The 23,636-nt window shown below is 58.3% G+C and carries 18 protein-coding genes and 1 tRNA gene; 8 read left to right on the top strand and 11 right to left on the bottom strand.

Features of this window, described 5'->3' with window-relative positions; genetic code table 11:
• Positions 1–16 precede the first annotated feature (16 nt).
• From CDQ92_RS15105 to CDQ92_RS15070, 8 genes are all read right to left on the bottom strand, one after another.
• Positions 17–2,695 carry a DEAD/DEAH box helicase gene (locus CDQ92_RS15105; protein ID WP_088442149.1) on the bottom strand — a complete coding sequence of 893 codons (2,679 nt, stop codon included), beginning with the start codon at positions 2,693–2,695 and terminating at the stop codon, positions 17–19.
• Positions 2,692–4,344 (bottom strand): site-specific DNA-methyltransferase, encoded by a 1,653-nt coding sequence (locus CDQ92_RS15100; protein ID WP_088442148.1) that lies wholly within the window; start codon positions 4,342–4,344, stop codon positions 2,692–2,694. The genes CDQ92_RS15105 and CDQ92_RS15100 overlap by 4 nt, the downstream gene beginning before the upstream one ends.
• Positions 4,341–6,095, bottom strand: a complete 1,755-nt coding sequence (locus CDQ92_RS15095) for an AIPR family protein (RefSeq protein WP_158213867.1) — start codon at positions 6,093–6,095, stop codon at positions 4,341–4,343. The genes CDQ92_RS15100 and CDQ92_RS15095 overlap by 4 nt, the downstream gene beginning before the upstream one ends.
• A gap of 45 nt (positions 6,096–6,140) precedes the next feature.
• A complete protein-coding gene (locus tag CDQ92_RS15090) occupies positions 6,141–8,459 on the bottom strand; it encodes an AAA family ATPase (RefSeq protein WP_088442146.1) in 2,319 nt (772 codons plus the stop codon).
• Positions 8,456–8,641 carry a hypothetical protein gene (locus CDQ92_RS15085; protein WP_088442145.1) on the bottom strand — a complete coding sequence of 62 codons (186 nt, stop codon included), beginning with the start codon at positions 8,639–8,641 and terminating at the stop codon, positions 8,456–8,458. The genes CDQ92_RS15090 and CDQ92_RS15085 overlap by 4 nt, the downstream gene beginning before the upstream one ends.
• Positions 8,638–11,493 (bottom strand): SNF2-related protein, encoded by a 2,856-nt coding sequence (locus CDQ92_RS15080; protein ID WP_088442144.1) that lies wholly within the window; start codon positions 11,491–11,493, stop codon positions 8,638–8,640. The genes CDQ92_RS15085 and CDQ92_RS15080 overlap by 4 nt, the downstream gene beginning before the upstream one ends.
• A gap of 357 nt (positions 11,494–11,850) precedes the next feature.
• A tRNA-Leu gene (locus CDQ92_RS15075) sits at positions 11,851–11,935 on the bottom strand.
• A 60-nt stretch (positions 11,936–11,995) separates the two neighbouring features.
• The gene (locus tag CDQ92_RS15070; protein WP_088442143.1) at positions 11,996–13,282 is read right to left on the bottom strand and encodes a site-specific integrase; all 1,287 of its coding nucleotides are present in this window, start codon (positions 13,280–13,282) and stop codon (positions 11,996–11,998) included.
• A gap of 270 nt (positions 13,283–13,552) precedes the next feature.
• Here CDQ92_RS15070 and CDQ92_RS15065 point away from each other — a divergent pair, with 270 nt between their 5' ends.
• Positions 13,553–14,650: an AI-2E family transporter gene (locus CDQ92_RS15065; RefSeq protein WP_088442142.1), complete on the top strand. Its 1,098-nt coding sequence runs from the start codon at positions 13,553–13,555 to the stop codon at positions 14,648–14,650.
• A gap of 99 nt (positions 14,651–14,749) precedes the next feature.
• On the opposite strand, the gene CDQ92_RS15060 is transcribed toward CDQ92_RS15065, so the two are convergent.
• Positions 14,750–16,201, bottom strand: a complete 1,452-nt coding sequence (locus CDQ92_RS15060; RefSeq protein WP_088442141.1) for a coniferyl aldehyde dehydrogenase — start codon at positions 16,199–16,201, stop codon at positions 14,750–14,752.
• A gap of 525 nt (positions 16,202–16,726) precedes the next feature.
• On the opposite strand from CDQ92_RS15060, the gene CDQ92_RS15055 reads away from it, so the two are divergent.
• Positions 16,727–17,776 (top strand): DUF262 domain-containing protein, encoded by a 1,050-nt coding sequence (locus CDQ92_RS15055; RefSeq protein WP_088442140.1) that lies wholly within the window; start codon positions 16,727–16,729, stop codon positions 17,774–17,776.
• Positions 17,776–18,369 (top strand): hypothetical protein, encoded by a 594-nt coding sequence (locus tag CDQ92_RS15050; RefSeq protein ID WP_088442139.1) that lies wholly within the window; start codon positions 17,776–17,778, stop codon positions 18,367–18,369. Before CDQ92_RS15055 ends, CDQ92_RS15050 begins: the two co-directional genes overlap by 1 nt.
• Before the next feature lie 12 nt (positions 18,370–18,381).
• On the opposite strand, the gene CDQ92_RS15045 is transcribed toward CDQ92_RS15050, so the two are convergent.
• Positions 18,382–18,603, bottom strand: coding sequence for a helix-turn-helix domain-containing protein (locus CDQ92_RS15045; protein WP_088442297.1), 222 nt, complete (start codon positions 18,601–18,603; stop codon positions 18,382–18,384).
• A 119-nt stretch (positions 18,604–18,722) separates the two neighbouring features.
• On the opposite strand from CDQ92_RS15045, the gene CDQ92_RS15040 reads away from it, so the two are divergent.
• From CDQ92_RS15040 to CDQ92_RS15020, 4 genes are all read left to right on the top strand, one after another.
• Positions 18,723–18,947, top strand: coding sequence for a hypothetical protein (locus CDQ92_RS15040; protein WP_088442138.1), 225 nt, complete (start codon positions 18,723–18,725; stop codon positions 18,945–18,947).
• 565 nt (positions 18,948–19,512) lie between these two features.
• Positions 19,513–20,700, top strand: a complete 1,188-nt coding sequence (locus CDQ92_RS15030; protein WP_088442136.1) for an acetyl-CoA C-acyltransferase — start codon at positions 19,513–19,515, stop codon at positions 20,698–20,700.
• 283 nt (positions 20,701–20,983) lie between these two features.
• Complete coding sequence (locus CDQ92_RS15025; protein ID WP_088442135.1) at positions 20,984–21,454, top strand: DUF1090 family protein; 471 nt, start codon at positions 20,984–20,986, stop codon at positions 21,452–21,454.
• Between the two features lie 133 nt (positions 21,455–21,587).
• Positions 21,588–21,980, top strand: coding sequence for a hypothetical protein (locus tag CDQ92_RS15020; RefSeq protein ID WP_088442134.1), 393 nt, complete (start codon positions 21,588–21,590; stop codon positions 21,978–21,980).
• Positions 21,981–22,010: 30 nt separating this feature from the next.
• On the opposite strand, the gene CDQ92_RS15015 is transcribed toward CDQ92_RS15020, so the two are convergent.
• Positions 22,011–22,472, bottom strand: a complete 462-nt coding sequence (locus tag CDQ92_RS15015; RefSeq protein ID WP_088442133.1) for an SH3 domain-containing protein — start codon at positions 22,470–22,472, stop codon at positions 22,011–22,013.
• 137 nt (positions 22,473–22,609) lie between these two features.
• Between CDQ92_RS15015 and CDQ92_RS15010 the strand changes: the two genes are divergently transcribed.
• Positions 22,610–23,608, top strand: coding sequence for a 2-hydroxyacid dehydrogenase (locus tag CDQ92_RS15010; RefSeq protein WP_088442295.1), 999 nt, complete (start codon positions 22,610–22,612; stop codon positions 23,606–23,608).
• Positions 23,609–23,636: the final 28 nt, after the last annotated feature.

Here is a 23,636-nt window from a genome sequence, read left to right as displayed (position 1 = left end):
CCGGAGTGCCCAAGCCCTACCCAAACTGCTTCATCAAAAATCCCAGCGTCATATTCTCAGCAATCGCATCATGCGGGATCAGGGCATATTGCCACGGCTTCCCGCCATACGAACGCGCATGTTCACTCGCCCAGGCGCACCACTGGATCGCAACATCGCGCTTCGCCAGAACATCCTTGTCCTTCATCTGCGTTGCCATCTTGGGTTCGAGCATAAGAATGCGATCGTCAGTCTCAGCGACGAAATCGGGCTGATATTCGAGATGATCGTGACCGCTGCGGTAAAACATCTGGAACTGGCCCTTTGCGGGCCGCAGCCATTTGAGCGCCTCGCGTTCGAGAATGACCGCCAACTTGCGTTCGGTGTCCGAATGGAATTTCGCCACCGTAGAAAGGCATTTCGTAAAGCCGCCAAACAGATACCGCGCCATATTGCTCTTGTCGGCAGGCGGCACCCGGTAATCGAGAGGGGCTTCGCGTGACGCCGTAAATGCGGTTTCCTTTAGCTCCGAAAAGCCTTGCCGGATCTCGTGATGATATTCGACAGCCTCATCTTTCCAGAAATGATCCTGCATCTGGGCATGAACCGCACGCGCGATTTCGCGCTGGTGCAATGACAAGACCTGCCCTGCGTCGGTCTCGGTAAGGTAGGTGAGAAAGTGCCGCGCAACCTGTCCGCCAAGCTCATAGAGCAGGTCGGCGTGTTCATCATAAGCGATGTCTGAAAAGTCGATCAGCCCGCTAACGACATAATCCTCCAAGCGGTCTTCAAGCAGATTGCCTTGCGACAGGCCGATAATATCGACCTGATCGGTGCGCAGATGCTTGGCCCAAAGCTCATCGCTCGGCGCGGGATAGCGCATCCCGGACAAGTCGAGCGTGAACGGTTTGAAGCCCGCCTTGACCTCGCCCTTGGGCATGACGGTAATGCGGGGGATGTCGATGGTGCGCTCGACCATCAATTTCGCGGTTGCGGCGATAACGGCTTCCATGTCGGGCGCCGGCTTCGCGATTCCGTCAAGTTCAAGTTGCGGTGCCTGATACTGACTACGCACCTCGCGCACGACCTGCGCCTGAACATCGGCGCGGGAAAGATAGGATACGCTCGGCACTTTGTCAGGTTCACGCGCGAGCTTGCGGAAAGCATCGTAGGCGAGCTGCGCGACACGAATATCATTCGCGTCGGTGAATGCCGGGGTCTGCACGGGGCCGGAGGCCGTTGCCGCATCCACGCTCGGTGCGGCTTGCAGGCCAAGGCTGCCCATGATCGTCGGCGACGCCACGACGGTCACGGTCTTGCGCGACAAATCGGCCTCATCAAGCACAAGCTGCTTCAAACGGATTGTCGATTTGGGATCGTTCGCCGCGTCCACAATTTCCTGAAATCGGTCATGCGCGACGATGTTGAGACGATCCACTGCGGCAACGCCGGTGCGTTTGCCGTAAGGCAAGCGCAGCCCGCGCCCGATGCTCTGCTCGATCAAGGTGCGGGCGTTTGCCGCGCGCAGCGGAATGATCGTGTAAAGGTTGGTTACGTCCCAGCCTTCCTTGAGCATATTGACGTGAATGACGATCTCGACCGGATTGTTATTCTGTTCGACGGTCAACAGCTTCTCGACGGTCTCCTCTTCCTTCACGCTCGAATCGACCTGGATAACCTTTTCGGCGTAGCGGCCCTCGAAAAAGGCGTCGGACCGGATCAACCGAGTCAGCTCTGCCGCGTGGGTCGTATCGCGCGCGATGACCAGAACGAAGGGCTTCACGATACGCTCGCCATTTTCGCGGGCGTAGGTTTCCAGATCGACCTTGACGCTTTCGTGCAGGCGAACGCCATCCTCCAACTTCATCGTCTGGATCGCTTCGGGCGATTTGCCCGCCGGATTGAAATCCTTGCGGGTGACGACTGCCGGTTCCTTGACGAAGCCATCCTCCATCGCGCGGGCAAGGGGGTAGTCGAGGATGACATTCTTAAATGCGACAGGTCCGCGCGTGCTTTCGACGAAGGGGGTCGCGGTCAGTTCAAGGCCAAGCACGGGCTTCAATTCGTTGATCGCGCGCATCCCCGCCGTAGCGCGGTAGCGGTGCGATTCGTCCATCAACAGCACCAGGTCGGGCAAGCTGGCGAGATAATCGAAATAGCTCTCGCCGATTTCCTCGCGGAATGAGCGGATGCGCGGGCTTCGCCCGCCGCGCACTTCCGACGAGATTTTGGCAATGTTGAAGATGTTGATCGTCGTCGGGAAGAGATTGCCGCCCGAGGCAATCTGCCGCTCATAGGTTTCACCGGTGGTCAGCACTGGCGGCGAGATGGCGAACTCCGCGATACCTTTGAACACATATTTGGCCGTGTTCGGCGTGAAATCCGCGATCAGCTTGTTGTAGATCGTCAGGTTCGGCGCGAGGACGAAGAAGTTGTTGATGCCGTGGGCAATCTTCAAATAGGCGATGAACGCGCCCATCAGGCGGGTCTTGCCAACGCCGGTGGCCAGGGCAAAGCACAGCGACGGAAATTCACGCTCGAAATCGACAACGCCGGGATACTCGCTGGCGATGATCTCCATCGCGGCGGCAAGATCGGTGGCGCGCGTCGGCGGCACGATCTCCGTAACCCGGTCTAGGATTTCGAGACTGCGACGCTGCGGCGGGCGCAGACTCAAGCGACCAGATATGGCGTTGACGTGACGGAGATTGCTCATGCTGCATCCTCCCCATCAAACAAGCTGGATTGCGCGGGTGGAGGCGGAGCGGGTTCCCTTTCGGCCATTGGCAGGTTGGCGACGTTGAGCGAATAATCGTCATGCCCCCATTCGCACTTGCTGCGGATGTGGTTGGGGATTTTGCGCAAAGTCAGATTAGGCCAAAAATCGGCATTGCCCCGGAATGCGGCGCAGAGGATCAGCAGCGAACGGCCTTCACCGACTTCCTCGGACAGAGCGGCCAGCTCCTCCGGCTCCAGCGTCTGGGTGGTGACATAGAGGAAATCACTCTCGGACGAATGGCCCTGCTGCCAATAGACGCTATCGCTCGGTGCGTAGGTGAAGCCTTCCAGCTTGCATAATGCCTGCGCCAGCATCGCGGCGTCATATTTGCTGGAGATTACCTCGCGGCCCCATTTGTCGGTTTCTAACAGCGACGGAGCAAGTTCATAGAAGCGGAAGCCCCCCCCGCCCTTCCAATCGACCGCCTTGCTGATTCCGCCTTGATCGCTGCCGTCAATCACTTTGGCGAGACGCGGCACGATGTGGGTGGTGCAATGATCGCCAAGCTCCACCATGATCCAGCGGCGGCCCATTTTATGAGCAACCGCGCCGGTCGTGCCGGAACCGGCGAATGAGTCAATCACAAGATCACCCGCATTGGTGGCGATCTGCAATATCTTGCTCAGCAATTTTTCGGGTTTGGGAGTCGGAAATACATCCGCTGAATTGAACGCGAGTGCCTCACGCTTGGCATCTTGGTTGTCCCCTGCCTCGTCCCGAAACCATAGGGTGTCGGGAACCAAGCCAGTGCCGACTTTCTGAAGAAAGGATTTCAACCGGGGCTTGTCCTTCTCTTGGTTCTTACCCCACCAAATGAGTCCATCACGGACATGCTGTGCGTGGCGGTTTGGGTCGTATCCCCAAACACGGGTCTCGCTGGGATAAATCAATTCCCCGGTGCGTGGATGCTCGATTCCATAATAGAGGTTGGGCCGCTCGGCGCGTGTTTTCGCGCAGGTGTAGACAACAGATTGCCATAGACCACGCGGGTCATTGTCAATGTTGGAATAACCCTTGAGCTGATCGGCATTTCGCTCAACAGCGTTGGGACGCCACGTTTCCTTATTTTTGGCATAAAGCAAAATGTGATCGTGGCTCGTGCTGAGCCACTTTGCATCATTCTGCTTCGAGTATTTCTTCTGCCAAACGACGTTTGACACGAAATTCGCGCGTCCAAATACCTCGTCACACATGACCTTGAGATAGTGCGCCTCATTGTCATCGATGGTGATCCACAGAGAGCCATCCTCGGCCAGCAACCGCCGGATAATCTCCAGCCGATCACGCATCAGGCCCAGCCAGATGCTATGCTCCAGCCCGTCATCATAGTGGGTGAAGGCACTGCCAGTGTTATAGGGGGGGTCGATAAACACGCACTTTACCTGGCCCGCGTGATCTGCTTCCAGCGCCTTGAGCGCGAGCAGATTGTCGCCGTGGATCAGCACATTGTCGAAAATGTCCGCATCCGTCACCCGCGCGGCGGCATGATAGCTCTTCGCCGGGTCTTCAATCAGGATACGCGGCTCCAGCCGAGGCCGGTTTTCCTTGCCCACCCACGTCAGTTCAAGTTTCTGTTTTTTGGTCATATCACATTCGCAATCTGCGGCGCTTTGGCGGCGAGGTATTTGAAGAGGTCCACTTGGTAGGGCTCACCAAGCACCCATTTGCCCGCTTTGATAATGCAGACTGGGTCACCGCCGAGATTATAATGATTCGTCATGATTTTGGTGATGGCAGGCAAGCCAAAATTTGGATTTCGGAACGACTTCAAGGGACCGCAATAGGCGAGTTGGGATTGAACCACGTCCCAAAGCTTCTGACGAAGTTCGTCCATCGGCAAGCTTCCCGCCGCGCTCAATTTAGCGACATCAATTAGAACATTCCCGTTGATCGCATCACGGAGCTGTTTGGTCAGAATGAAGGCTAGTGCATAGCGCCCGTGCTTATAAGCAGCCTTCTCCTCATACCAATTAGTTCGCACAAGTGAATCGACGCGTGCATTGATATACCGATAAACTCTCACCGCGTTTACAAGACGGAGCGAACTCAAAGATTGACTGAATATCTGGCGATATTGATTGCCATCTGTCTTTTGAAACTCGGTAAGAGATTGCTTCATCCAGATGGGATAGCGAGGATCTTCCTCCAGCATCGCCAATGCCAGGATGGCTTCGCTAACCAACACTCGGTTGGGATCATTGCCGCTAGGATTTTCACCGACGCGATAGACATAATCAATGTCGAGATGTTGCAACTCGCGCCGGATGCGTTCCTGCTCTTCATCGAGCGCAGCGAATGCGATGTCTTTCACGTCGTTTTGGTGATTGCGCGCCCGCGTGACGTCTTTGCCGAAATCGCCTTCCGCATCGGCCTTTATGAGCGTGATCATCACCTTGGCATCGGAGATGTCCGCATCTGGATTTTCTGCAACAAAATTGGCGGTCGAGGCGACGGTCTGCGCGCCATTGATGATGGAAAACCCGGTAAGTTCAAATTCGCGCTGCTCGGTCTTCACTCCGACTTTTGGGGCGATCTCCTCGCATAGCGCGGTGACGCCATTGTTCAGATATTGGAATCGTGCGGGCTGCGCGCCGAGAGTTTCCTGGATTGACTCATTCACAGGTGTCTTGTGGCCGAGCCACGTCCGAATGTTCTTCTGGTACAGGGCCTTTCCATGTAGCTTGTGTAAGTCCGCGAGGTCTGAAAGCGCGACGGTGCCATAGTAGGCAATCTTGGGATCGGTCGCTTCGCCGTAGTTGAACAGCTTTATGCGGCAATTAACCGGCTCAACGGCGTTGACGCTATGCAAACCATTAACAGCGTGGACAGCGTCAAAATCGAAAACGGCATCCCTAATCCGACCTTCACCGCCGGCCTTGTCCGCGAGTAGCTCCTGAATGGCCTTTTCGGCATGGACGTGAATGCCTTCGCCCGTGTGGGCTACCACAATCTCAATATGATCGCAGTGGGCAAGGTAGCCACGGATTTGCGATTCCCGCCGAAGCACATTCTCGTTGAAACCAACGAAATCGCCGTTGACCAGCCGTCGCACGCCATGAGTAAACTTTAGCGCCTCATCCTGATTGAAAGACTTGGTTTCCTTGAGTTTGGCTTGAACAAAATAGAGCGTTTTGGTTCTTGCGTGATAATAGATCGCGTCAATTCCGTAATCTTCATAGTCATCCACGACCGATTTAGCGGCCTTCTTAGGGTCGAGTTGGCATATGTGATCGAGTGCAAACGCGGAGAACGAACGATCAATGTTCTTGCTGAGATTCTCCGCGTCGGATTTTGGCTTCAGCAGTTTCGGCAGGTGCGGAACATAAGTCTGCTCCAAATGGCTTTTTAGGATCGCAAACTGCTCTGGTCTAATGGGCATGATCTAGCTCGGCTTCTTCAATGGATGGAGGCGACGGGTTCCACCGCCATTTTCCCAATAGCTGCCCGACTTTTCGCGGCTGGGCCAACCATGCTCGGGGCACACCAGCGCATCGGCAAGCTGCTCGACCTGCTTGGCGAATTTCATCGCGTCCGCATCAAGTAACTCGAACGAAAGGGTGTTGAAATGTGCGCCCATCACGTTTCGTGTCTGGGCGATGAGTGAAAGCGCATCGAGCATAGGTTTCAGGTCGATCGCAGCAACAATGGGTTCGGCACCCTCGACCGGAGTAACGATTTCCACACGAAGATTGTCGCGGAGCTTGCCTTTGACGGCTGGTAGCAAATCGCCGAGTGTATAGGCCGCACCATGCCGACGCGGGACGGCGCACTCGTATTTCTGGGTTAGATAATCGAGAGCTTCTTCGAGCATTACCCCGGCCTTACTGCAAATCGCCTGCAAGTCAGGGTCTTCGGCCTCCAGCAATATTTTGAGCCGCGCGGTTTCGGGAAGCGCGCTTTTCATCCGCATCCCACCATCAAGCCCCCAACCCGTCAGCTCAACGAACTGACAGGGCTGATCCGGCTTCAATCGGCCCCAGCGGAACTTTTCACGCCAAGGGCGGTAATGCGTGGTGATAAGGGTGTGCCGGAAGCGCTCGCTGACGGCGTATAGCATGTCGATCACCCGTTCGACGTGCGGCTCGTCAATGCTCCCCAGCACATCGTCGAGGATCAAGATTTTCTCAATGGCCTTGTCGCGCAGGGCAAGCGCAAGAAATACGCACAGCCCCAGCGTGTCGAGATGGGACTGACTGAAATAGGCCGTTGGCGGAACGTCCTTGCCCGCGAACTTGGCCTGCATTTCAATCGACGAACGCTTCTTGGGATCAAGCTGGAGCGCGATCTTTTCGAGACCCTCGTTGGGGTGAACCTTCTCGTAAAGTTCGCCAACCTGCTGCGCGATTTCGGCCATCACCTTGTCGGTAAATGCCTGCCGGGCCTTCACGCAGATTTCCAGCGCCTGCTTGGCCTTGGGAATCAGCGCCTCAACCTCCTTCTTGCGTGTGCTGTTCGTTTCGTAGCGATCCAGCGCGCTCTTGACGGCCGCAAAACGATTCGAGCCTTGCCGCAGCGACGCCTCGGCATCGGCCCATGTCTTGGCAGAGGCTTCCGCCGAAACAAGCCATTGCTGAACATCGGCGATAGCGGCTGGCGGGTCGGAAGACGGAAAGGTGTATTTCGCGCCCCAGGCAAACCCGCCCTTCGCGGTCGCGTAATCTTCGAGCGACTTGGCGTAATTGGCATCAAGCTGAGCGCGAGCAGCTTCGGCGCGATTCAGCGTGAATCGGCACATGTCGAGGTTTGTTTGCGCTTCCTGCACCGAGGAGAGTTGAACGAGACGAGCAGTGATCGATTCCGCCAGCCCGACAATCTTGTCATCGCTTTCGCAGAGCGGGCAGACGGTCGCGGCGGCATGGGCATGAAGGTATGATTTGCCCGCCTCGAGGAGCTTAACGGTTTCAGACGCATTGCCGCTTGCGGTAACGACTGCGGCCTTCATGGCGGCGTCCGCGGCGTCGAAAGCATCCTTGGCGGCAACAACCGAATTCTGGCTTTGCGTCAGCAAATCGGGATAGGCGCCAAACGCAATGAGGACGCCCCGAAGCAGCTCAACGGCTTTCAGCTCGGATTCGACATTATCTTGTGGCTCGGCCAACAGCGCCTTTGCCCAAGTTATCGCCGTCAGACCGGCAGGCTTCCCCGCCACCTCGAACAGGTCATTCAGCGCCGCGAAGCTCTGATATTCGGCATTTTCCCTATTTGTTTTGTCGGCCTCAAGCTCCTGCACCTGCTTGCGAAGCGCATCTTCTGACTTCTCGACCGCCTCAACGTCGATGAAGCGCTGCAACACCTCGTATCGCTTGGCGGGCGGCGTTTCGATAAGCGCAGTAATCTGCTGCTGGCGCAGCAATTCGATCAGCGGGCGCGCATCGGCAGGCTCGAAGACAGGCTTCTTGTCAACGAAGCGCCCCTTGCACTCAACACCATTTGACGTCGCCAGCACCACGTCGATGTCGGACAAAGCCTTGTTGGCCGATGGCCAGTATTTTTCCAGCGCGCGGCCCATACCTTTGTCGTTCAGCGAACCGACATCGCCAACGGCTAAAAACTCAAGGGCATCGCAAATCGTGGTTTTTCCCGTGCCGTTCTCACCGTAAATCAAGGTGAGCTTCCGGCCCTTCTCGAACGGGAGTTTGAAGGTGGTTGAAGAACCCCGAAACGCCGTGAGGCTGAGCGATTTTAGAGCAATCCCAGTCATGCCGTCGCAGCCTTCTCGGCAGCCAGGTCGATCTCGTTCTTCCAGTCGAGGCCCTTCATTTCGCCCGATGCGATCTTGATGACAACAGAATCCCTTTTCTCCGTGCGGACAAGGCCCGACTGGATCAACTGATCCACAATCTGCGCTGCCAATGTTTCGGACGGTGATTTTTCCTCGCTCATTTCACACTCCACCGGATCGTAAAAAGCGGCTTTGTTTCCGCGCTCTGTTCGAGCTTACCCTCGATCTGGGCAATTAGAACGGCCCGTTGTTCGTCAATCTTGTCCTGCGCATCGAATAGCGACCGACGCTTGTTCGAGCGCTCGGTTTCGAGCGCCTTAACCGCCTTTTGCCCCGCCAGCTTATCTTCCAGCGTCTGCGCGAGCGTAGCGGCGCGGCGGGCTTCCTTGATCTGGCGATCAAGCTCCTTCAGCTCGCGCTCCAGCCCTACCTTCAAATCGTCCGCCCACCCGTCGAGCTTGTTAGCCTCGATCTCGAAGAAGCGGGCGTTGCGTTCCGATATGTCCCGGCGGATGTGCGCTTGCTGCTCGGCCAGCGATTGAGCGAGTACGGTTGTGATTGCATTAGGCTGTGTGGCCGATCCGGTGACGCCACCGGCAATGGTCATCAACCGCGAAGTGGCCTCGGCGCTAAGCGTCGTTCCGTCGTCGGTCGTTCCCGCGAGTAACAGGTGATCCTCGCTCTGGCCCAACGCCTCGACCGACAGCATCGACGCTGCGAGCCAGCCCGATTGACCTTTCAGGAGTTCGATTTGGGAAATGCGCCCTTTATGGCCCGAATAATTGAAGGCGATCTCGGCAACGGGCAGGTCGCGCGATTGTGCGCGGGCAACGATAGCCTGACCGAGCGGATGATTGACGCGGAACAGATGCGCGTCGCCGGTGCGGCGCGGCAATTCATACAGGCCGGTAGGAACGCCCTCGCCCGAAAGCCAGTTCGGGACGGCATTGAGCCGAAACGATGACGAGTCGATGAAATCGGCATCACCGTCCAGCTCATGCGCCGCAAGTTTCATCAACTGCTGCTCGAACTGGCTGAGGTGCAAGTTCGTGTCAGCGTTGCGCATTTTGAGCTTCTCGCGCACCTCGTCGTCGAAATTTTCGAGCAACTTGCGCCGGGCGTGGCTCATCGCCTCGTTGATCTCAAGGGTGAGTTCAAGCTGGAGTTCGTCGAAAGCTGACTTGATCTCAGCTGTCTGGCGGCATTGCTGGTAGATACCGGCAATCCGCTTTTCAAAATCGACGCCAGATTCAATGGCACCAAGCACCTCGTCGCTCGCCCCGAAAACGCCCTCGAAAAGCTCAAATTTCTCGGACAGCAACTGATAGACGCGCTGGTCGGCTTCGTTCTTCCGGTTGAGGAAATTGACAACTACGACATCGTGCTTCTGGCCGTAGCGATGGCAACGTCCGATGCGCTGTTCAATACGCTGTGGGTTCCAAGGCAGGTCGTAGTTCACGACCATTGAGCAAAATTGGAGATTGATGCCTTCCGCACCAGCTTCGGTGGCGATCATAATCCGGCCCTGCTCGCGAAAATAATCGACCAAGGCAGAGCGCATATCGGCAGTTCGCGACCCCGTAACTCTATCCGAGCCTTCGTGGCGGGACACCCATTCGCGATAAATCGCTTTCGATTGATCGTCGGTGTTGGTGCCGTTGAACAGAACTATGCGATCGGCAAACGGACTGTCGGCCAACACCCGCAGCAGATAGGATTGGGTGCGGCGGGATTCCGTGAAGATGATCGCCTTTTCGTCGGCACCTAATTCCCGCGCCTTGGCGAAACCCACTTCCAGAGCTTGCAGCAACGCCCTCCCTTTGGCGTTTTGGTCGATGGAGGTTGCCAATTCCGCAAACTCACGAAGCTCTATAATTTCGTGTTCAAGCACCCTCTGATCGGCTTCCGTCAGTGGTTCGATTTCGTCATCCGACCACTCCTCCGCCGTCTCATCCAGCGCCTCATAATCCTCGTCCAGCTCCTCTAAGAGCGACGTGGGCCTACTCTGATCGAGCCGCTTTTGTAGCCGGTTGGATATTGAGGTGAGCGCGCCCGCAATGGCAAAGGTGGACGACGCGAGCAGCTTGCGAAGCACGAGCGTCATCAGAGAGCGTTGGCTAGCGGGAAGCGCCTGAAGGTTATCGCGCTGCAAATAGTCAGTCACGAGATTATATAGCCGGTCTTCCGCTTCGTCCGGGCTGAACTCCTCCAAAATCGCGTGGCGTTTGGTGTAGGGGACATAGGCTGTCACCTGGCGACGAAGCGTGCGGTGACAAACCGGCTTCAAACGGTCACGCAGAATCTCGAAGGTGCGCTCCTGCGAGAGATTGGCGAATTGCTCCCGAAAGCTCTTCAAATCGCCAAAGGTGTGTTCGTCAATGAAGCTGACCAATCCGAATAACTCAAGAAGCGAGTTTTGCAGAGGCGTCGCCGTCAGCAACAGCTTATGGCGCTCGGCTAGCGCCGTTTTCAGCGTGTTGGCGATCACGTTCGACGGCTTATAAACATTCCGCAATCTGTGGGCTTCGTCGATTACGACCAAATCCCAAGGTGTGGAATGCACGTCTGCGGCCTTGTTTCGGGCAAATTGGTATGAGCAGATCACGACACTGCCATTCATGTCGAACGGTCGGAAGTCCCCTGCCTTGATGGCGGCATTATATGACTTCGATTCAATGATGGAGCAGGGAATGAAGAACTTCTCGTTCATTTCCTGGTACCATTGCTTTCGCAGATTCGACGGGGCGATGATCAACACCCGTCGTTTTCCCTCTGCCCAGCGCTGAGAAATGACAAGGCCTGCTTCTATTGTCTTTCCAAGCCCGACCTCATCGGCGAGCAACGCCCCTTTCGACAAGGGAGACGCGAACGCAAAGAGCGCAGCGTCGACTTGATGCGGGTTCATATCAACTTGAGCACCAGCCACGGCTATAGCCAGCTTGTCGCTGCTGTCCGACGATCTACGCCTGACAAGATCGCTCGCGAGATACTTGGAATGATAGTCAGTCAACATGCGCTAATAATCCTTAGAGTATAGCGCAGCAGAATTGCAGGGTGAAGAATGGCATATTCAGCATGTTAACAAATACACCCCCGCCTAAATTTGCCGGGGTGATTGAAAACAAGCACGCTCGGTCCGCCTCCCCTTCCTACACACTTGGAGACTGTAAAGCAGGGCAAAATTGACGTGCGGAGATATTTTCGATGTCTGCGGCGATGGCCGAATCCCGTCCGGAATTCCTTCGGCCAGCATGACAGACGGTTTTCTGTCATTTCGCGGAAGCGAGCCGCGGCCCGTCCGGTCCACTATGGCCCGCTTGGGCATGATCCGCCCCACCGTGCGGCGGGAAAATCGGATCATGCTAGAGGATGGTGCGGGCGGTGGGAATCGAACCCACACTCCTTGCGGAACGGGATTTTGAATCCCGCGCGTCTACCAATTCCACCACGCCCGCGTTGCGAGGTGCCTATAGCGCCGCCGTCAAAACACGCAACACCAAACACGGCATCTTGGCCTATGTTGTTCGCTTCGCGATCTTCTTTCGGACCTCCACTTTTTGGGGCTTGGCCTTGCGCACATTGACGGCCGATGCGTCGATGTTGTTCTTCAGATGGCGCCCGTAAAACTTCTCGATCATTTCGACACTCGTGCGGCAGTTCTTGGCGACCTGATAGATGTCCGCCCCTTCGAGCAAGCGCAGACAGATATAGGTATGCCGCAGACTGTAGCAGGTCCGGATGTGGCCATCGCGGTCGAACTTCAGATTCAGCTCGTCGAGAACCGTGTTCATTAACTCTCGCGGCGACTTCCCGAATATCCGGTCTGTCGGTTTGAGCTGCTTGCGCTTGCGAACGCGCTCGAAGGGCAGGATCGCACCGGGCATCGACTTGCAGAAACCGACACCGCGCTTGCCTCGCACCTCGATCTCCAGGATGCGTTCGCCGGTCGATTCGTCGTTCACAATCTTGACGTCCCGCAACTCAAGCCGTGCGGACTCATCGGGCCGAAGTCCGGTATTGCCCATGAACAGAACGTAATCGTGGAAGGTCTCGCAAACTTCACGCCAGCGCGGCTTCGGCGGGTTCTTCGCCCGCTCGCGCGTGGCCTCGTAAAGCATCTTGTATTCCTCGGGCGAGAACCACGCGCGATGCTCCACCTTGCCGGACGTCTTGTAGGGCGCTGACATATCCGGGATTGCCGCAATCCAGCCCTTGCGGTTTGCGGTTTTCAAAACCTGCCGAAGCGTGACGATCTCGCCGTGCAAGGTCGCGCGTGCTGGCTTCTTCGGCTTGCCGGTTTTGGGATCGAGCCTCGATGTCTGACGGTGCGCCCGATACTCCTGCACTTTGCCGGCTGTTATGTCCTCAAGCGCGATGTCACCAAAGAAGGGTAACAGGTGAACGCGGATGTGATCTGACTTCGATGCAACATATTCCGCGTTGCGTTCGCCCAGCGTGATTACCTCGAACTCGCTGGTGAATGCATCCGCAGCATCCTTGAAGCTGGGGCCAGTAGGCGTTCGCCGACGCCGACCATCGGTCGGCGCGCCGGTTCCGGCGAACAGGGGCTGGACGGTGCCGTCAAGCAAGGCAACACCACCGCGTCGGCGTTGGCGATCCTCGACGCAACGCTCCATATACCAGTCGCGCGCGAAATCCTTGGCGGCAGCAAGGCTGACCTCCTTGGTCGTCTGCCGATAGTTGCGGCTGCCAAGATAGGTCGAGCATTGCCAGTAGCGGCTGTTCTCACGTCGATAGACGTGCAGCGCCCCATCCATCAGCAGATGGCTTTCTGTCGGCATTGCGAAAACTCCAAAATGTGTAAGACATGTGTAAGTCTTTCTGGAGGTCTCGTCCTTGCTCAAACTACTGGTTTTGCGTGATTTTTGGCTTACTTTTTTAGGCTAAACGCAATTTTGAGTGCGGCGCGTCTACCAATTTCACCACAGGGGCCCGTGGACGGCGGTCTGGCCGGAACTGATTCCCGCCGGACGACCGATGCGGAGGTGCCGTTGCCACAGAAAGGTGGTTTTAGTCTAGTGGATAAGCGGCATCGTGCCTAATACGGCGATATGACCGAACCGACCAAAGCGTCACCCGCCCCGACCGCGACCGCACGCGCCAAGCCCGCCGCCCCGGCTACGTTTAGCCCGGGCAAGATCGCGCTGGCGGCGGTGGTCGTCATCGCGATCATCGCCGTCGCATGGCTGGTCGTCACCCTGACCCGCTTTTTCATGCTCGTGTTCGCCGCGATCGTGCTCGGCGCGATTTTTGATGCGATCGCGGGCTGGCTGATTCGCCGGACAAAGATGAAGCGCGGTTTCGCGCTCGCGGGTTCGGTCGTCGGCATCATCGCGATCTTTACCGGCGCGTTCGTCCTATTCGGATCGCAGCTCGCCAGCGAAGTCGATACGATCCGAGAGCAGGTGCCGCGCGCGCTGCAGGGGGTCGAAGCCTTCCTCGATCGCTACGGCCTCGGTACGCGGGTTCGCGAACTCGCCGAGGTTGGCGGCAACGATATTTCGCAGCTCGTGTCACAAGCCGGTGGTTATGCGCTGGCAGCGGGCAGCGGCATCGCCGATTTTGTGTTGGTGCTGGTCGCCGCGATCTTCCTTGCCAGCGACCCCACCACCTACCGCCGCGGGCTGTTGCTGCTGATGCCCGCCAAGGCCGAGAAGACCGCTTCGCTGGCGATCGACGACGCTGCGCGCGGGCTGAAGGGTTGGATGGTTGGACAGGCGGTATCGTCGCTCGTCGTCGCCGCGCTGACCGGCGCCGGGCTAGCGTTGCTCGGCGTTCCGGCGGCGGGCGGGCTAGGCCTGATCGCCGGACTGCTCGACGTGATCCCGATGATCGGTCCGATCATCGCGGGCATCCCCGCGGTGCTGCTCGCCTTTACCGTGTCGCCCGCCACCGCGCTGTGGACGCTGGTGCTGTTTCTGGTGATCCAGCAGTTGCAGGGCAATTTCCTGCAACCGATGATCCAGAAACAGGCGGTCGACGTCCCGCCCGCGGTGCTCCTGTTCGCGGTGGTCGCGGCGGGGGTGCTGTTCGGCTTCCTTGGCGTGCTACTGGCGGCGCCGCTGACGGTGGTGGTCTATGTGCTGGTCCAGCGGATCTATGTGAAGACGTTGCTGGGCAAGGACATCAAGATCGCTGGGCAAGATTAGCACTAAATCCGTTCGCATCGAGCGAAGTCGAGATGCGCCGAAGGCGCGCGCCGACGATGGGTGCCTCGACATCCCTCGACACGAACGGAACGCTGATCCCTACTTCTTCAATTCCTTCGCCAGCGTCTTCGCCGTCGCCTTGCCATAGGGCGGCTTGAACCCCGCCAGCCCCGCGACATCCAGCTTCGGCTGCCGATACACCGCGCGCGCATGGCTAAATGTGCGGAAGCCATCGACGCCGTGATAATTGCCCATCCCCGACGGCCCGACCCCGCCGAACGGCAGATCTTCCATCGCATTGTGGAACAGCACGTCGTTGACCGTCACCCCGCCCGAGATCGTCCGCGTCAGCACGCGGTCTTCCTCGCTCTTGTCCTGCCCGAAATAATAGAGGCCGAGCGGGCGGTCGTTCGCATTCACATAGTCGATCGCATCGTCGATGGTCTTGTACGTCTTGACCGGCAGGATCGGGCCAAAGATTTCCTCCTGCATCACCTTCATATCGTCGGTCGGGTTGCGGACGATGTGCAGCGGCATCTTGTGGCCGTTCGAGCTGGCGAAATCCTCATTGCCCGGATTGACCTCGATCACCTCGGCACCCTTTTCGCGCGCGTCGGTCAGATAGGATTGCAGCCGGTCGTAATTGCGCGTGTTGACCACCGATGTGTAGTCGTCGTTGGCGAGGAGCGTCGGATAGAGCGCGGTCGCGCCCTTGGTGACGCTGTCGATCACCTCGCCTTCCTGATCCTCGGCGACGAGCAGGTAGTCGGGGGCAAGGCAGATCTGCCCCGCGTTCATCATCTTGCCCAGCGCGACGCGCTGGCCGACCATATCCTTGTTCGCGCTGCGCCCGATAAAGGTCGGCGACTTGCCGCCCAGCTCCAGCGTCACCGGAACCAGATTATCCGCTGCGGCACGCATGATATGACGCCCGACGCTCGTCGCGCCGGTAAAGATTATGTGGTCGAAGGCGAGTTTCGAGAAGGCCACGCCGACATCGGCATCACCCGTGAAGACCGCCATCTCGGTCTCGTCGAAATACTCGGGCACCAACTGCGCCATCAGCGCAGAGACATTTTCAGTGAATTCCGACGGCTTGATCATCGCGCGATTGCCCGCGGCCAATATGCCCGCCATCGGCACGAACACCATGCCGACCGGGAAATTCCACGGCGCGACGACGCCGACGACGCCCTTCGGCTGATACACCACCTCGGCCTTGGCGCCGAGCAACCCCAGCGGAAATGTCGGCTTGCGCTTCTCCCCCTTCGACCAGCCCGCCATATGCTTCTTGGCGTGCTTCAGCGCGCTGACCGACGGCATGATGTCGGTCATCAGCGTCTGTTCGCGGCTGCGATGCCCGAAATCCTCGCTGACCGCCTTGGCAAATTCCTCGGCATGGTCGACCAGCAGCGCGATCGCGCGGTCGATGCGGTCGGTCCGCACCGCCAGGCTCTCGGGCATCGCCGCAGTAAAGCTCGCCTTTTGCGCCGCGAGCACTTGGCTCATCCGCTGCGTTTCGCCGGTAATATTGGTTGCGACCGTTGCCATTGCCCGTCTCCCTGATGTGTTGGCGCGTGTTTGATCATGAGCCGCAGCAGGTTGCAAGATGAAACTATCCGCGCGATCCTATTCAATTCGTAGCGCAGAAAAGCCCAGAAAACCGCCAGTTTTTCCCGCAACGTCAAATTAGGTGGGATACGACTTTGGTGGCTCTGTGCGCCTGAATGCGGCATCAGTTTCGTGCTCCTCGCTGCCATTGCGTCAGATATTACTCACGTTTTCAATATCTTAGCGTCATCCACGATTACCTTGCTTCATCAAAATTACTTGGAAGGAGCGATCACAGGGTGGGATACGAGAAATATCATTTTACCATTCATTTTCAGTGCTTTAGAATGAAACGGCAGGTTTCACCGTGAAACGTGTGTTCAAGAAAGCCAAGCGTAGTCTTCGGACGCCGAACCGCAAGGTTCAGTTCGCATTGCCATGCACTCGCCGTCACGAAGCCTGTGATTCAAATTTGGCTGGCGACCTATTGGCGCCGCTGGCATAGGCGAAAAAAGGGAGGGCGCCATGCCAAGCATTCCACAGACTTTCTCGATTTCCGATTTCTTGACATGGGATCGCCAACAGCAGCTCGAGTTGCAACCGAAGTTCCAGCGCGGTTCCGTGTGGACGCCCCAAGCGCAATCATTTCTTATCGACACAATCCTGCGGGAGCTGCCGATACCTGCTGTGTATATTCGAACCCGCGTCGACGCAGCCACTCAAGCATCAATTCGAGAGGTGGTCGATGGTCAACAGCGCCTGACCGCCATCCTTGCTTTTGCAGCAAACCGCTTACGCATGACCAGCCGTAGTCCAGAGTTTGCGGGGATGCGATATAATGATCTTAGTCAAAATCAGAAAGATCAGTTTCTTTCGTATAACATCTCAACGGTCCAGCTGCTGAACGCCTCCGATGCAGACGTCCTGGAGGTATTTGCGCGATTAAATTCTTATAGCGTAAAAGTAACGCCAGCTGAGCTGAGACATGCCAAACACGACGAACCCGTTAAATGGGCTATTTGGAACACGACCCGCGAGTATGGAGTGCTGTGGGATCACTTCCATGTCGTTTCCGTGCGAGACAGTGTCCGCCTGAAAAACACGACCTTGATTGCCGAGCTTTACATGGCCTTCATGAACGGCCTCGGCGACGGAGGCGAGGATAAGGTGAATAAGTTTTACAAAGATAATCAAGCGAAGACTGAGGCTGATTTTTTGGCTATAACGACGGCGGTGGAGCATGCAATCGACGCCACCATAGCAATGTTCGGGGAGCAGTTTGCTGACACGACGCTTTTCGACGCACCAAACTTCCTATTACTAGTATGCGCCGTGGCATTTGTCGAAGGAGCTCTCCCTACTTCTGCCCTCACGGCTGATGTTATAGCCAAGCGGGGAGCTGGTATTAGCTTAGAAAATGCGGAAAACACCTTGCCATTACTCACTTCCGCTGTAGAAAATAATGACATTGCGGGCGCATACGCTGGCTTTGTAGCTGGCACTAAGAGTTCGACACAAAGGTCCAGCACTCGGAAGCCAAGATTTAACGCAATTGTGAACGCAATCTCAAACTGATGCTGAGCGCGCTGGTCACGCAACTCGAGCGTCGAGTAGACGCGCTGGAAGCAGAAATAGCGCCGTTACTGATCGAGCCTCTTTCTGCTCTCAATCGCCGGCAGGCCGAGCACATAACCTTTCAGCTTCAGAACGTCTGGGAAATGTTCGTTCGCAATTTTATTTTGTCGTCAGCGACCGGCCATGCAGTCGGCGCTGCGGGGAAAGTGCCGGCAAGCGCACCATATAGCTTCAGATCCAGGGAAGCCGTCCGAGTGCTGCTACTGCAACGGACGGGGAATCGCTTCGAGCCAAAATGGTATAGGCCGGTCGATGCGATCAGAGCGGCAACGCGCCTTCAAATTCATAACTTGACCAATGTTACTGCCGCAATTGGGTCAACGCCTTGGCCGCTCGAAGACCTTCGCTTGACGAGAAATTTCTTTGCCCATCGCTCGCGAAGCTCGGCGCTCGATCTAAGAGCGTTAAACTGGTTCTCACCGGGTGATGTAATTTCAGTTGAGACGACGCTAATGCCATTTGGCGCTGGCGGGGTGCGACGCTTCGATGGTTGGTGCGCCAACATGAAGTTGATTGCTCGCGCTATGCTCTAATTCGGCGTCCGCTTACTCCACCTTCAAAATCGGAGCGAGCAAATCGATGGGGTCTCCTCCCAACGGTCGACTTAACTCGTGAAGGGTAAGCACAGTCGGATTTCGTCGCCCTTGCTCAAGACCACTGAGATATTGTTGGCTGACGCCGGTTAGATCAGACGCCTGCTCTTGGGTCAGTCCGCGAGCGAGTCGCAGCCTTTTGAAGTTCAACCCAACTTGGAGGCGCACGTCCATCAGACACCCCTGCCGCAGTAGGGGCTTGAACTTTATCAACTATAATATGTAAGGCTCTTTGTGAAAGCGCAGACAGCGAAACGCCGCATCTGCCGATATTTGCAGAGGGCTGCCGAAACGTGGAATGGGAACCAGAGAAGAAGACTAAGGGCGAGTCTGACTCCAATGTCAGCCTCAACACCGCATTGCTGGCAATCATCGCCGTGATCGGATTGGCGATCCTTTACAAGGTCACCCGTCTGCCTGAGACTGACCCCTACGCGAAATGCCAGCGTATCGTTGGGATGGATGGCGCATGCGAGGCTGACGTGGCGGCTGGTCAGATGATGCGCGGACGGCTCTAGCCTGTCGGATGCGCAACAGACTGATTACTCCCCCCGTCCCGCGCCTCTTCAGTAGTGATATGGCAGCGGCCTACCTGGGTATCAGTGAGCGCATGCTGGACACGGTCCGCAACAGGGACGACTTCCCTGTGCCGCTCAGACTCGGGCGTCGGATATTGTGGGATCGAAAGGCGCTGGACGCCTTTGCAGACAATCTATCATTAGCTGAGCCTAATCCGTGGGACCACGTGAAAGCTCTCTAGCAAGATCGCGTAGGCTCCTCCCCAGTTCGTGTTATAACACATGCACCGGCGCAGAATCTCCCACGGTAGCGGCTTCCAGTTTTCGGGGAAGAAATCCAGTCTCGTTGGCCATTTTCGTATCCCACCTGCAATTTTGAGATAGACGACATAGGACAACATAGGACAAAAGCGGGATACGTTTTAGGCAAAAAATCGTTTGTTTTCAATTGTCGGCGGTGTTCAAGATGAAACCGGCCGCCTATGTCGTTCGAGCCCCTTTCGCAGTTGCAGCATTTCGGCTAATCGGGCCACCGATCCTGTTTCCTCTTACGGAGTCTCGTCCCATGACCGCCACCGATCCCGTCGTCTTCTTGTCCTATGCCCGCACCCCGATGGGCAGCATGCAGGGCAGCCTTTCGGACGCGAGCGCGACCGATCTCGGTGCGACCGCGGTCAAGGCGGCGGTCGATCGCGCGGGCGTGTCGGGCGACGACATCGAGCGTATTTACATGGGCTGCGTGCTTCCCGCCGGCCTCGGCCAGGCGCCGGCGCGTCAGGCTGCGATCAAGGCCGGCCTGCCCAAGTCGGTGCAGGCGACCACCGTCAACAAGGTGTGCGGTTCGGGCATGCAGACGGTGATCATGGGCGCCGAAGCGCTCGCCGCGGGCAGCGTCGACCTGATCGTCGCGGGCGGCATGGAATCGATGACCAACGCGCCCTACCTGCTCAAAAAGCATCGCGGCGGCGCCCGCATCGGCCACGACACCGCCTATGACCACATGTTCCTCGACGGGCTGGAAGACGCTTATGAGGCGGGCCGCGCGATGGGGACTTTTGCGCAGGACACCGCCGATGCGTACCAGCTGTCGCGGCAGGCGCAGGACGACTATACGCTGACCTCGCTGAGCCGCGCCAAGGCGGCGATCACCGATGGTGCCTTCGCCGCTGAAATCGCGCCGGTCACCATCGCGGGCCGCAAGGGCGACACCATCGTCGACACCGACGAAGCCCCCGGCAAGGCGATGCCCGACAAGATCCCGACGCTGAAACCCGCCTTCGCCAAGGACGGCACGATTACGGCGGCGACCAGCAGCTCGATTTCGGACGGCGCCGCCGCCGTCGTGCTGACCCGCCAGTCGGTAGCCGACGCCAAGGGCGCGAAGCCCGTCGCGCGCCTCATCGCGCACGCCGCGCATGCGCAGGAACCAAAGGACTTCACCATCGCCCCGGTCGGTGCGATCAACAAGGTGCTAGCCAAGGCCGACTGGACGATCGGCGACGTCGACCTGTTCGAAGTCAACGAAGCCTTTGCCTGCGTCGCGATGTTCGCGATGCACGACCTCGGCATTCCGCACGACAAGATCAACGTCCACGGCGGCGCAACCGCGCTCGGCCACCCGATCGGCGCCAGCGGCACCCGCATCATCACGACGCTAATCGCGGCGCTGCAACGCCATGGCAAGACGCGCGGCATCGCCAGCTTGTGCATCGGCGGCGGCGAAGCCACGGCGGTGGCGATCGAGCTGGTTTAAACTATTATTGCCCCCGCGAAGGCGGGGGCCGCTCGCAACCACATCTTCCGGTCCGGGTGTTGACCGTCCAACGACCCCCGCCTTCGCGGGGGCGACGGGTTATCGAAAAGGTTGCACGGCGCCGTCGCAAGGCGGCGCCGTTTCGTCGTTTCGTCGCGACAAATTGCGACACTAATGTCCTGAAAATAAACGGTGCATTCCGGTGCCGTTCAAATCGAATCGGCTAATCCTTCACTTGTCATCGGGCAGTCCCCTCCCCCTGACGGATTGAAAGGATAGACCAATGAAGACCAAATTTCTCACCGCCGGGCTGATCGCGGCCCTGATGGTCCCGGGCGCGGCTTTGGCCCAGACGCGCGGTGAAGTTCGCGAAAGCCGTCAGGACGTTCGCGAGGAACAGCGCGAGTTGCGTGAGGCCCAGCGCTATGGCGATCGTGACGACGTGCGCGAAGAGCGCCGTGATGTTCGCAAGGCGCGTCAGGAACTGCGCGAAGACCGTCGCGACTGGCGCCAGGAAAGCCGCTATCAGAATTATCGCGCGCCGTTCCGTTATCAGCAGTTCCGCGTCGGTTCGACGCTCCGCTCGAACTATTACTCCCCGGCGTATCGTCCGAGCTACGACAGCCGCTGGGGCGTGCCGCGCGCCGGTCGTAACCTGACCTATGTGCGTCACTACAACGACCTGCTGCTCGTCAACGAGCGGAACGGTCGGGTGGTGAAGGTGTACCGCAACCACTTCAACTGGCGCCGTTAAGCGTTAGCTGAGATCAGGTAACCGAGAAGGGTCGATGGGCAACCATCGGCCCTTTTTCGGTAAGCCTATCGAGGGATTGCAGGCGCCATCCAGAACGCTTAGCCTGTCGGCGTCTTAAGGGGGAGACTTTGCCATGAAAAAACTAGTTCTGCTTGCCGCCGTCGCCGCTTTATCCGCCTGCTCGCAGCAAGCCGAGGAAGCAAAGGAAACCGCCGCGCCTGCCGAAACGACGGCGCCCGCAGTAGCGGCGAGTTCCGGGACGCAGCCGGGCGAGTATGAAGTGAAGATGGCCGATGGCACGATTGCTTCGACCACGATCAATGCCGACGGCACCTATGTCGATACCGATCCGAAGGGCAAAGCCATCAACGGCAAAATCGCGTTCAAGGATGGCAAAGATTGCTTCGATCCCGATGGTGATGAGGCAGAAGTGTGCTGGAGCCTGTCGCCGACCGCTGCCAATGGCAGCTTTACCGCGACCGCACCCGATGGAACGACGGTAACCGTCACGCCCAAGAAAAACTGATCCCTATGAGCGGCCCATTCGGGGGGGGCATCAGTCGCCCCAGATATGGTCGGTCTGGATCCAGCCGCTACGCCCCTTCACATCGAAGCGGCACCAACCGTCGGCGCAGTCGGTGATCCGCCCAACGACGCCGGGTTCGGCGCGATAGGCGACCGCGGCCGATAGACTCGCCGCTTCGCGCATCGGGCGGATCTCGCCCGTCACGATCGCGGTGCGCGTGCGACTGAGCAGCCGTGCCGCCATCCAGCCCTGCGTCCCGTCGGGATCCTCGATCTTGCGCCAGGTTTCAAATCGCGCGACAACCTTGACCGGCAAATCCTTGCGCCGATATTCCCAGATCACCGGCACGTCGGGCGACGGCCCCTTGCGCATCCGCGCCTCATCGACGCTGATCGACGCCCAATAGGGGAGTTTGACAGGGTCGGATTGCGCGGACGCCGGTCCCACGACGGCTGTCAGCGCGGCGGCTGCGAGTATCAGGCGGCTGGTCATGGTATTGCCTTGTCAAAATCGGGTCGCCAATTCAACCGCTCGCCGCGCAAAAGGCTGCGTTCATCCCCAGACTTTTCGCGGTTCTTTCCGCGCTCGCACACTTGACCGCCGCGCCGCGGCGCGCTCTATCGGCGCCCATGCCCGATTCATCCCGCCCGAAACGCCCGCGCGTCATCGTTACTCGCCAGCTGATGCCGCATGTCGAAGCGCGCATGGCCGAATTGTTCGACGTCGCGCTGTCGGCCAATGATCAAGCGTTCACCAAGGACGAGCTGAAGGCTGCCGTGGCCGATTGCGACGTGTTCGTGCCGACGGTGACCGACGAGATCGATGCCGAGGTGCTGGCGGCCGCGGGCGAAAGGCTCAAACTGATCGCCAATTTCGGCGCCGGGGTCGATCATATCGACCTAGCCGCAGCGCGCGCCAAGGGGATCATGGTGTCGAACACGCCGGGGGTGTTCACCGAAGACACCGCCGACATGACGATGGCGCTGATTCTGTCGGTGCCGCGACGACTGGCCGAGGGCGAAAAACTGATGCGCTCGGGCCAATGGGCCGGCTGGGCGCCCAGCGCGATGCTCGGCCACCGCGTCGGCGGCAAATTGCTTGGCATCATCGGCATGGGGCGCATTGGCTTGGCGGTCGCGCGCCGCGCGCGCGCCTTTGGCCTGTCGATCCATTATCACAATCGCCGCCGCCTGCCTGAAGCGATCGAGGAGGAATTGGGCGCGAGTTATCACGCCAGCGTCGATACCTTGCTGCGGATCAGCGACATCGTGACGCTCCACTGCCCGCATACCGCCGAAACGCACGAAATCGTGAGCGCGGCGCGCATCGGATCGATGAAGCCGACCGCCTATCTGATCAACACCGCGCGCGGCGAGATCGTCGACGAAAAGGCGCTGATCGCGGCGCTCCAGACCGGCCGCATCGCCGGTGCCGGGCTCGACGTTTACACCCATGAGCCCGCGGTCGACCCGGCGCTGCTCGCGCTCGACAATGTCGTGCTGCTGCCACACCTGGGCTCGGCGACGATAGAAGGCCGCGAGGCTTCGGGCGAAAAAGTCATCGCCAACATCCGCGCCTGGTGCGACGGCCACCGCCCGCAGGACCAGGTGCTGGAAGGATGGGCATGATAACTCGTCGCCCCCGCGAGGGCGGGGG

Source organism: Sphingopyxis bauzanensis, from assembly GCF_002205675.1.
Classification (GTDB): domain Bacteria; phylum Pseudomonadota; class Alphaproteobacteria; order Sphingomonadales; family Sphingomonadaceae; genus Sphingopyxis; species Sphingopyxis bauzanensis.
This window is presented reverse-complemented; position numbering and strand designations above follow the sequence as displayed.

What these genes read in the sequence shown, in the direction of transcription:
- CDQ92_RS15050 (WP_088442139.1), top strand. Translation starts at nt 17,776, where the DNA reads ATGCTGAGCGCGCTGGTCACGCAACTCGAGCGTCGAGTAGACGCGCTG.
- CDQ92_RS15025 (WP_088442135.1), top strand. Translation starts at nt 20,984, where the DNA reads ATGAAGACCAAATTTCTCACCGCCGGGCTGATCGCGGCCCTGATGGTC.
- CDQ92_RS15080 (WP_088442144.1), bottom strand. Translation starts at nt 11,493, where the DNA reads ATGTTGACTGACTATCATTCCAAGTATCTCGCGAGCGATCTTGTCAGG.
- CDQ92_RS15045 (WP_088442297.1), bottom strand. Translation starts at nt 18,603, where the DNA reads ATGGACGTGCGCCTCCAAGTTGGGTTGAACTTCAAAAGGCTGCGACTC.
- CDQ92_RS15105 (WP_088442149.1), bottom strand. Translation starts at nt 2,695, where the DNA reads ATGAGCAATCTCCGTCACGTCAACGCCATATCTGGTCGCTTGAGTCTG.
- CDQ92_RS15085 (WP_088442145.1), bottom strand. Translation starts at nt 8,641, where the DNA reads ATGAGCGAGGAAAAATCACCGTCCGAAACATTGGCAGCGCAGATTGTG.
- CDQ92_RS15065 (WP_088442142.1), top strand. Translation starts at nt 13,553, where the DNA reads ATGACCGAACCGACCAAAGCGTCACCCGCCCCGACCGCGACCGCACGC.
- CDQ92_RS15055 (WP_088442140.1), top strand. Translation starts at nt 16,727, where the DNA reads ATGCCAAGCATTCCACAGACTTTCTCGATTTCCGATTTCTTGACATGG.
- CDQ92_RS15060 (WP_088442141.1), bottom strand. Translation starts at nt 16,201, where the DNA reads ATGGCAACGGTCGCAACCAATATTACCGGCGAAACGCAGCGGATGAGC.
- CDQ92_RS15090 (WP_088442146.1), bottom strand. Translation starts at nt 8,459, where the DNA reads ATGACTGGGATTGCTCTAAAATCGCTCAGCCTCACGGCGTTTCGGGGT.
- CDQ92_RS15030 (WP_088442136.1), top strand. Translation starts at nt 19,513, where the DNA reads ATGACCGCCACCGATCCCGTCGTCTTCTTGTCCTATGCCCGCACCCCG.
- CDQ92_RS15100 (WP_088442148.1), bottom strand. Translation starts at nt 4,344, where the DNA reads ATGACCAAAAAACAGAAACTTGAACTGACGTGGGTGGGCAAGGAAAAC.
- CDQ92_RS15070 (WP_088442143.1), bottom strand. Translation starts at nt 13,282, where the DNA reads ATGCCGACAGAAAGCCATCTGCTGATGGATGGGGCGCTGCACGTCTAT.
- CDQ92_RS15010 (WP_088442295.1), top strand. Translation starts at nt 22,610, where the DNA reads ATGCCCGATTCATCCCGCCCGAAACGCCCGCGCGTCATCGTTACTCGC.
- CDQ92_RS15020 (WP_088442134.1), top strand. Translation starts at nt 21,588, where the DNA reads ATGAAAAAACTAGTTCTGCTTGCCGCCGTCGCCGCTTTATCCGCCTGC.
- CDQ92_RS15015 (WP_088442133.1), bottom strand. Translation starts at nt 22,472, where the DNA reads ATGACCAGCCGCCTGATACTCGCAGCCGCCGCGCTGACAGCCGTCGTG.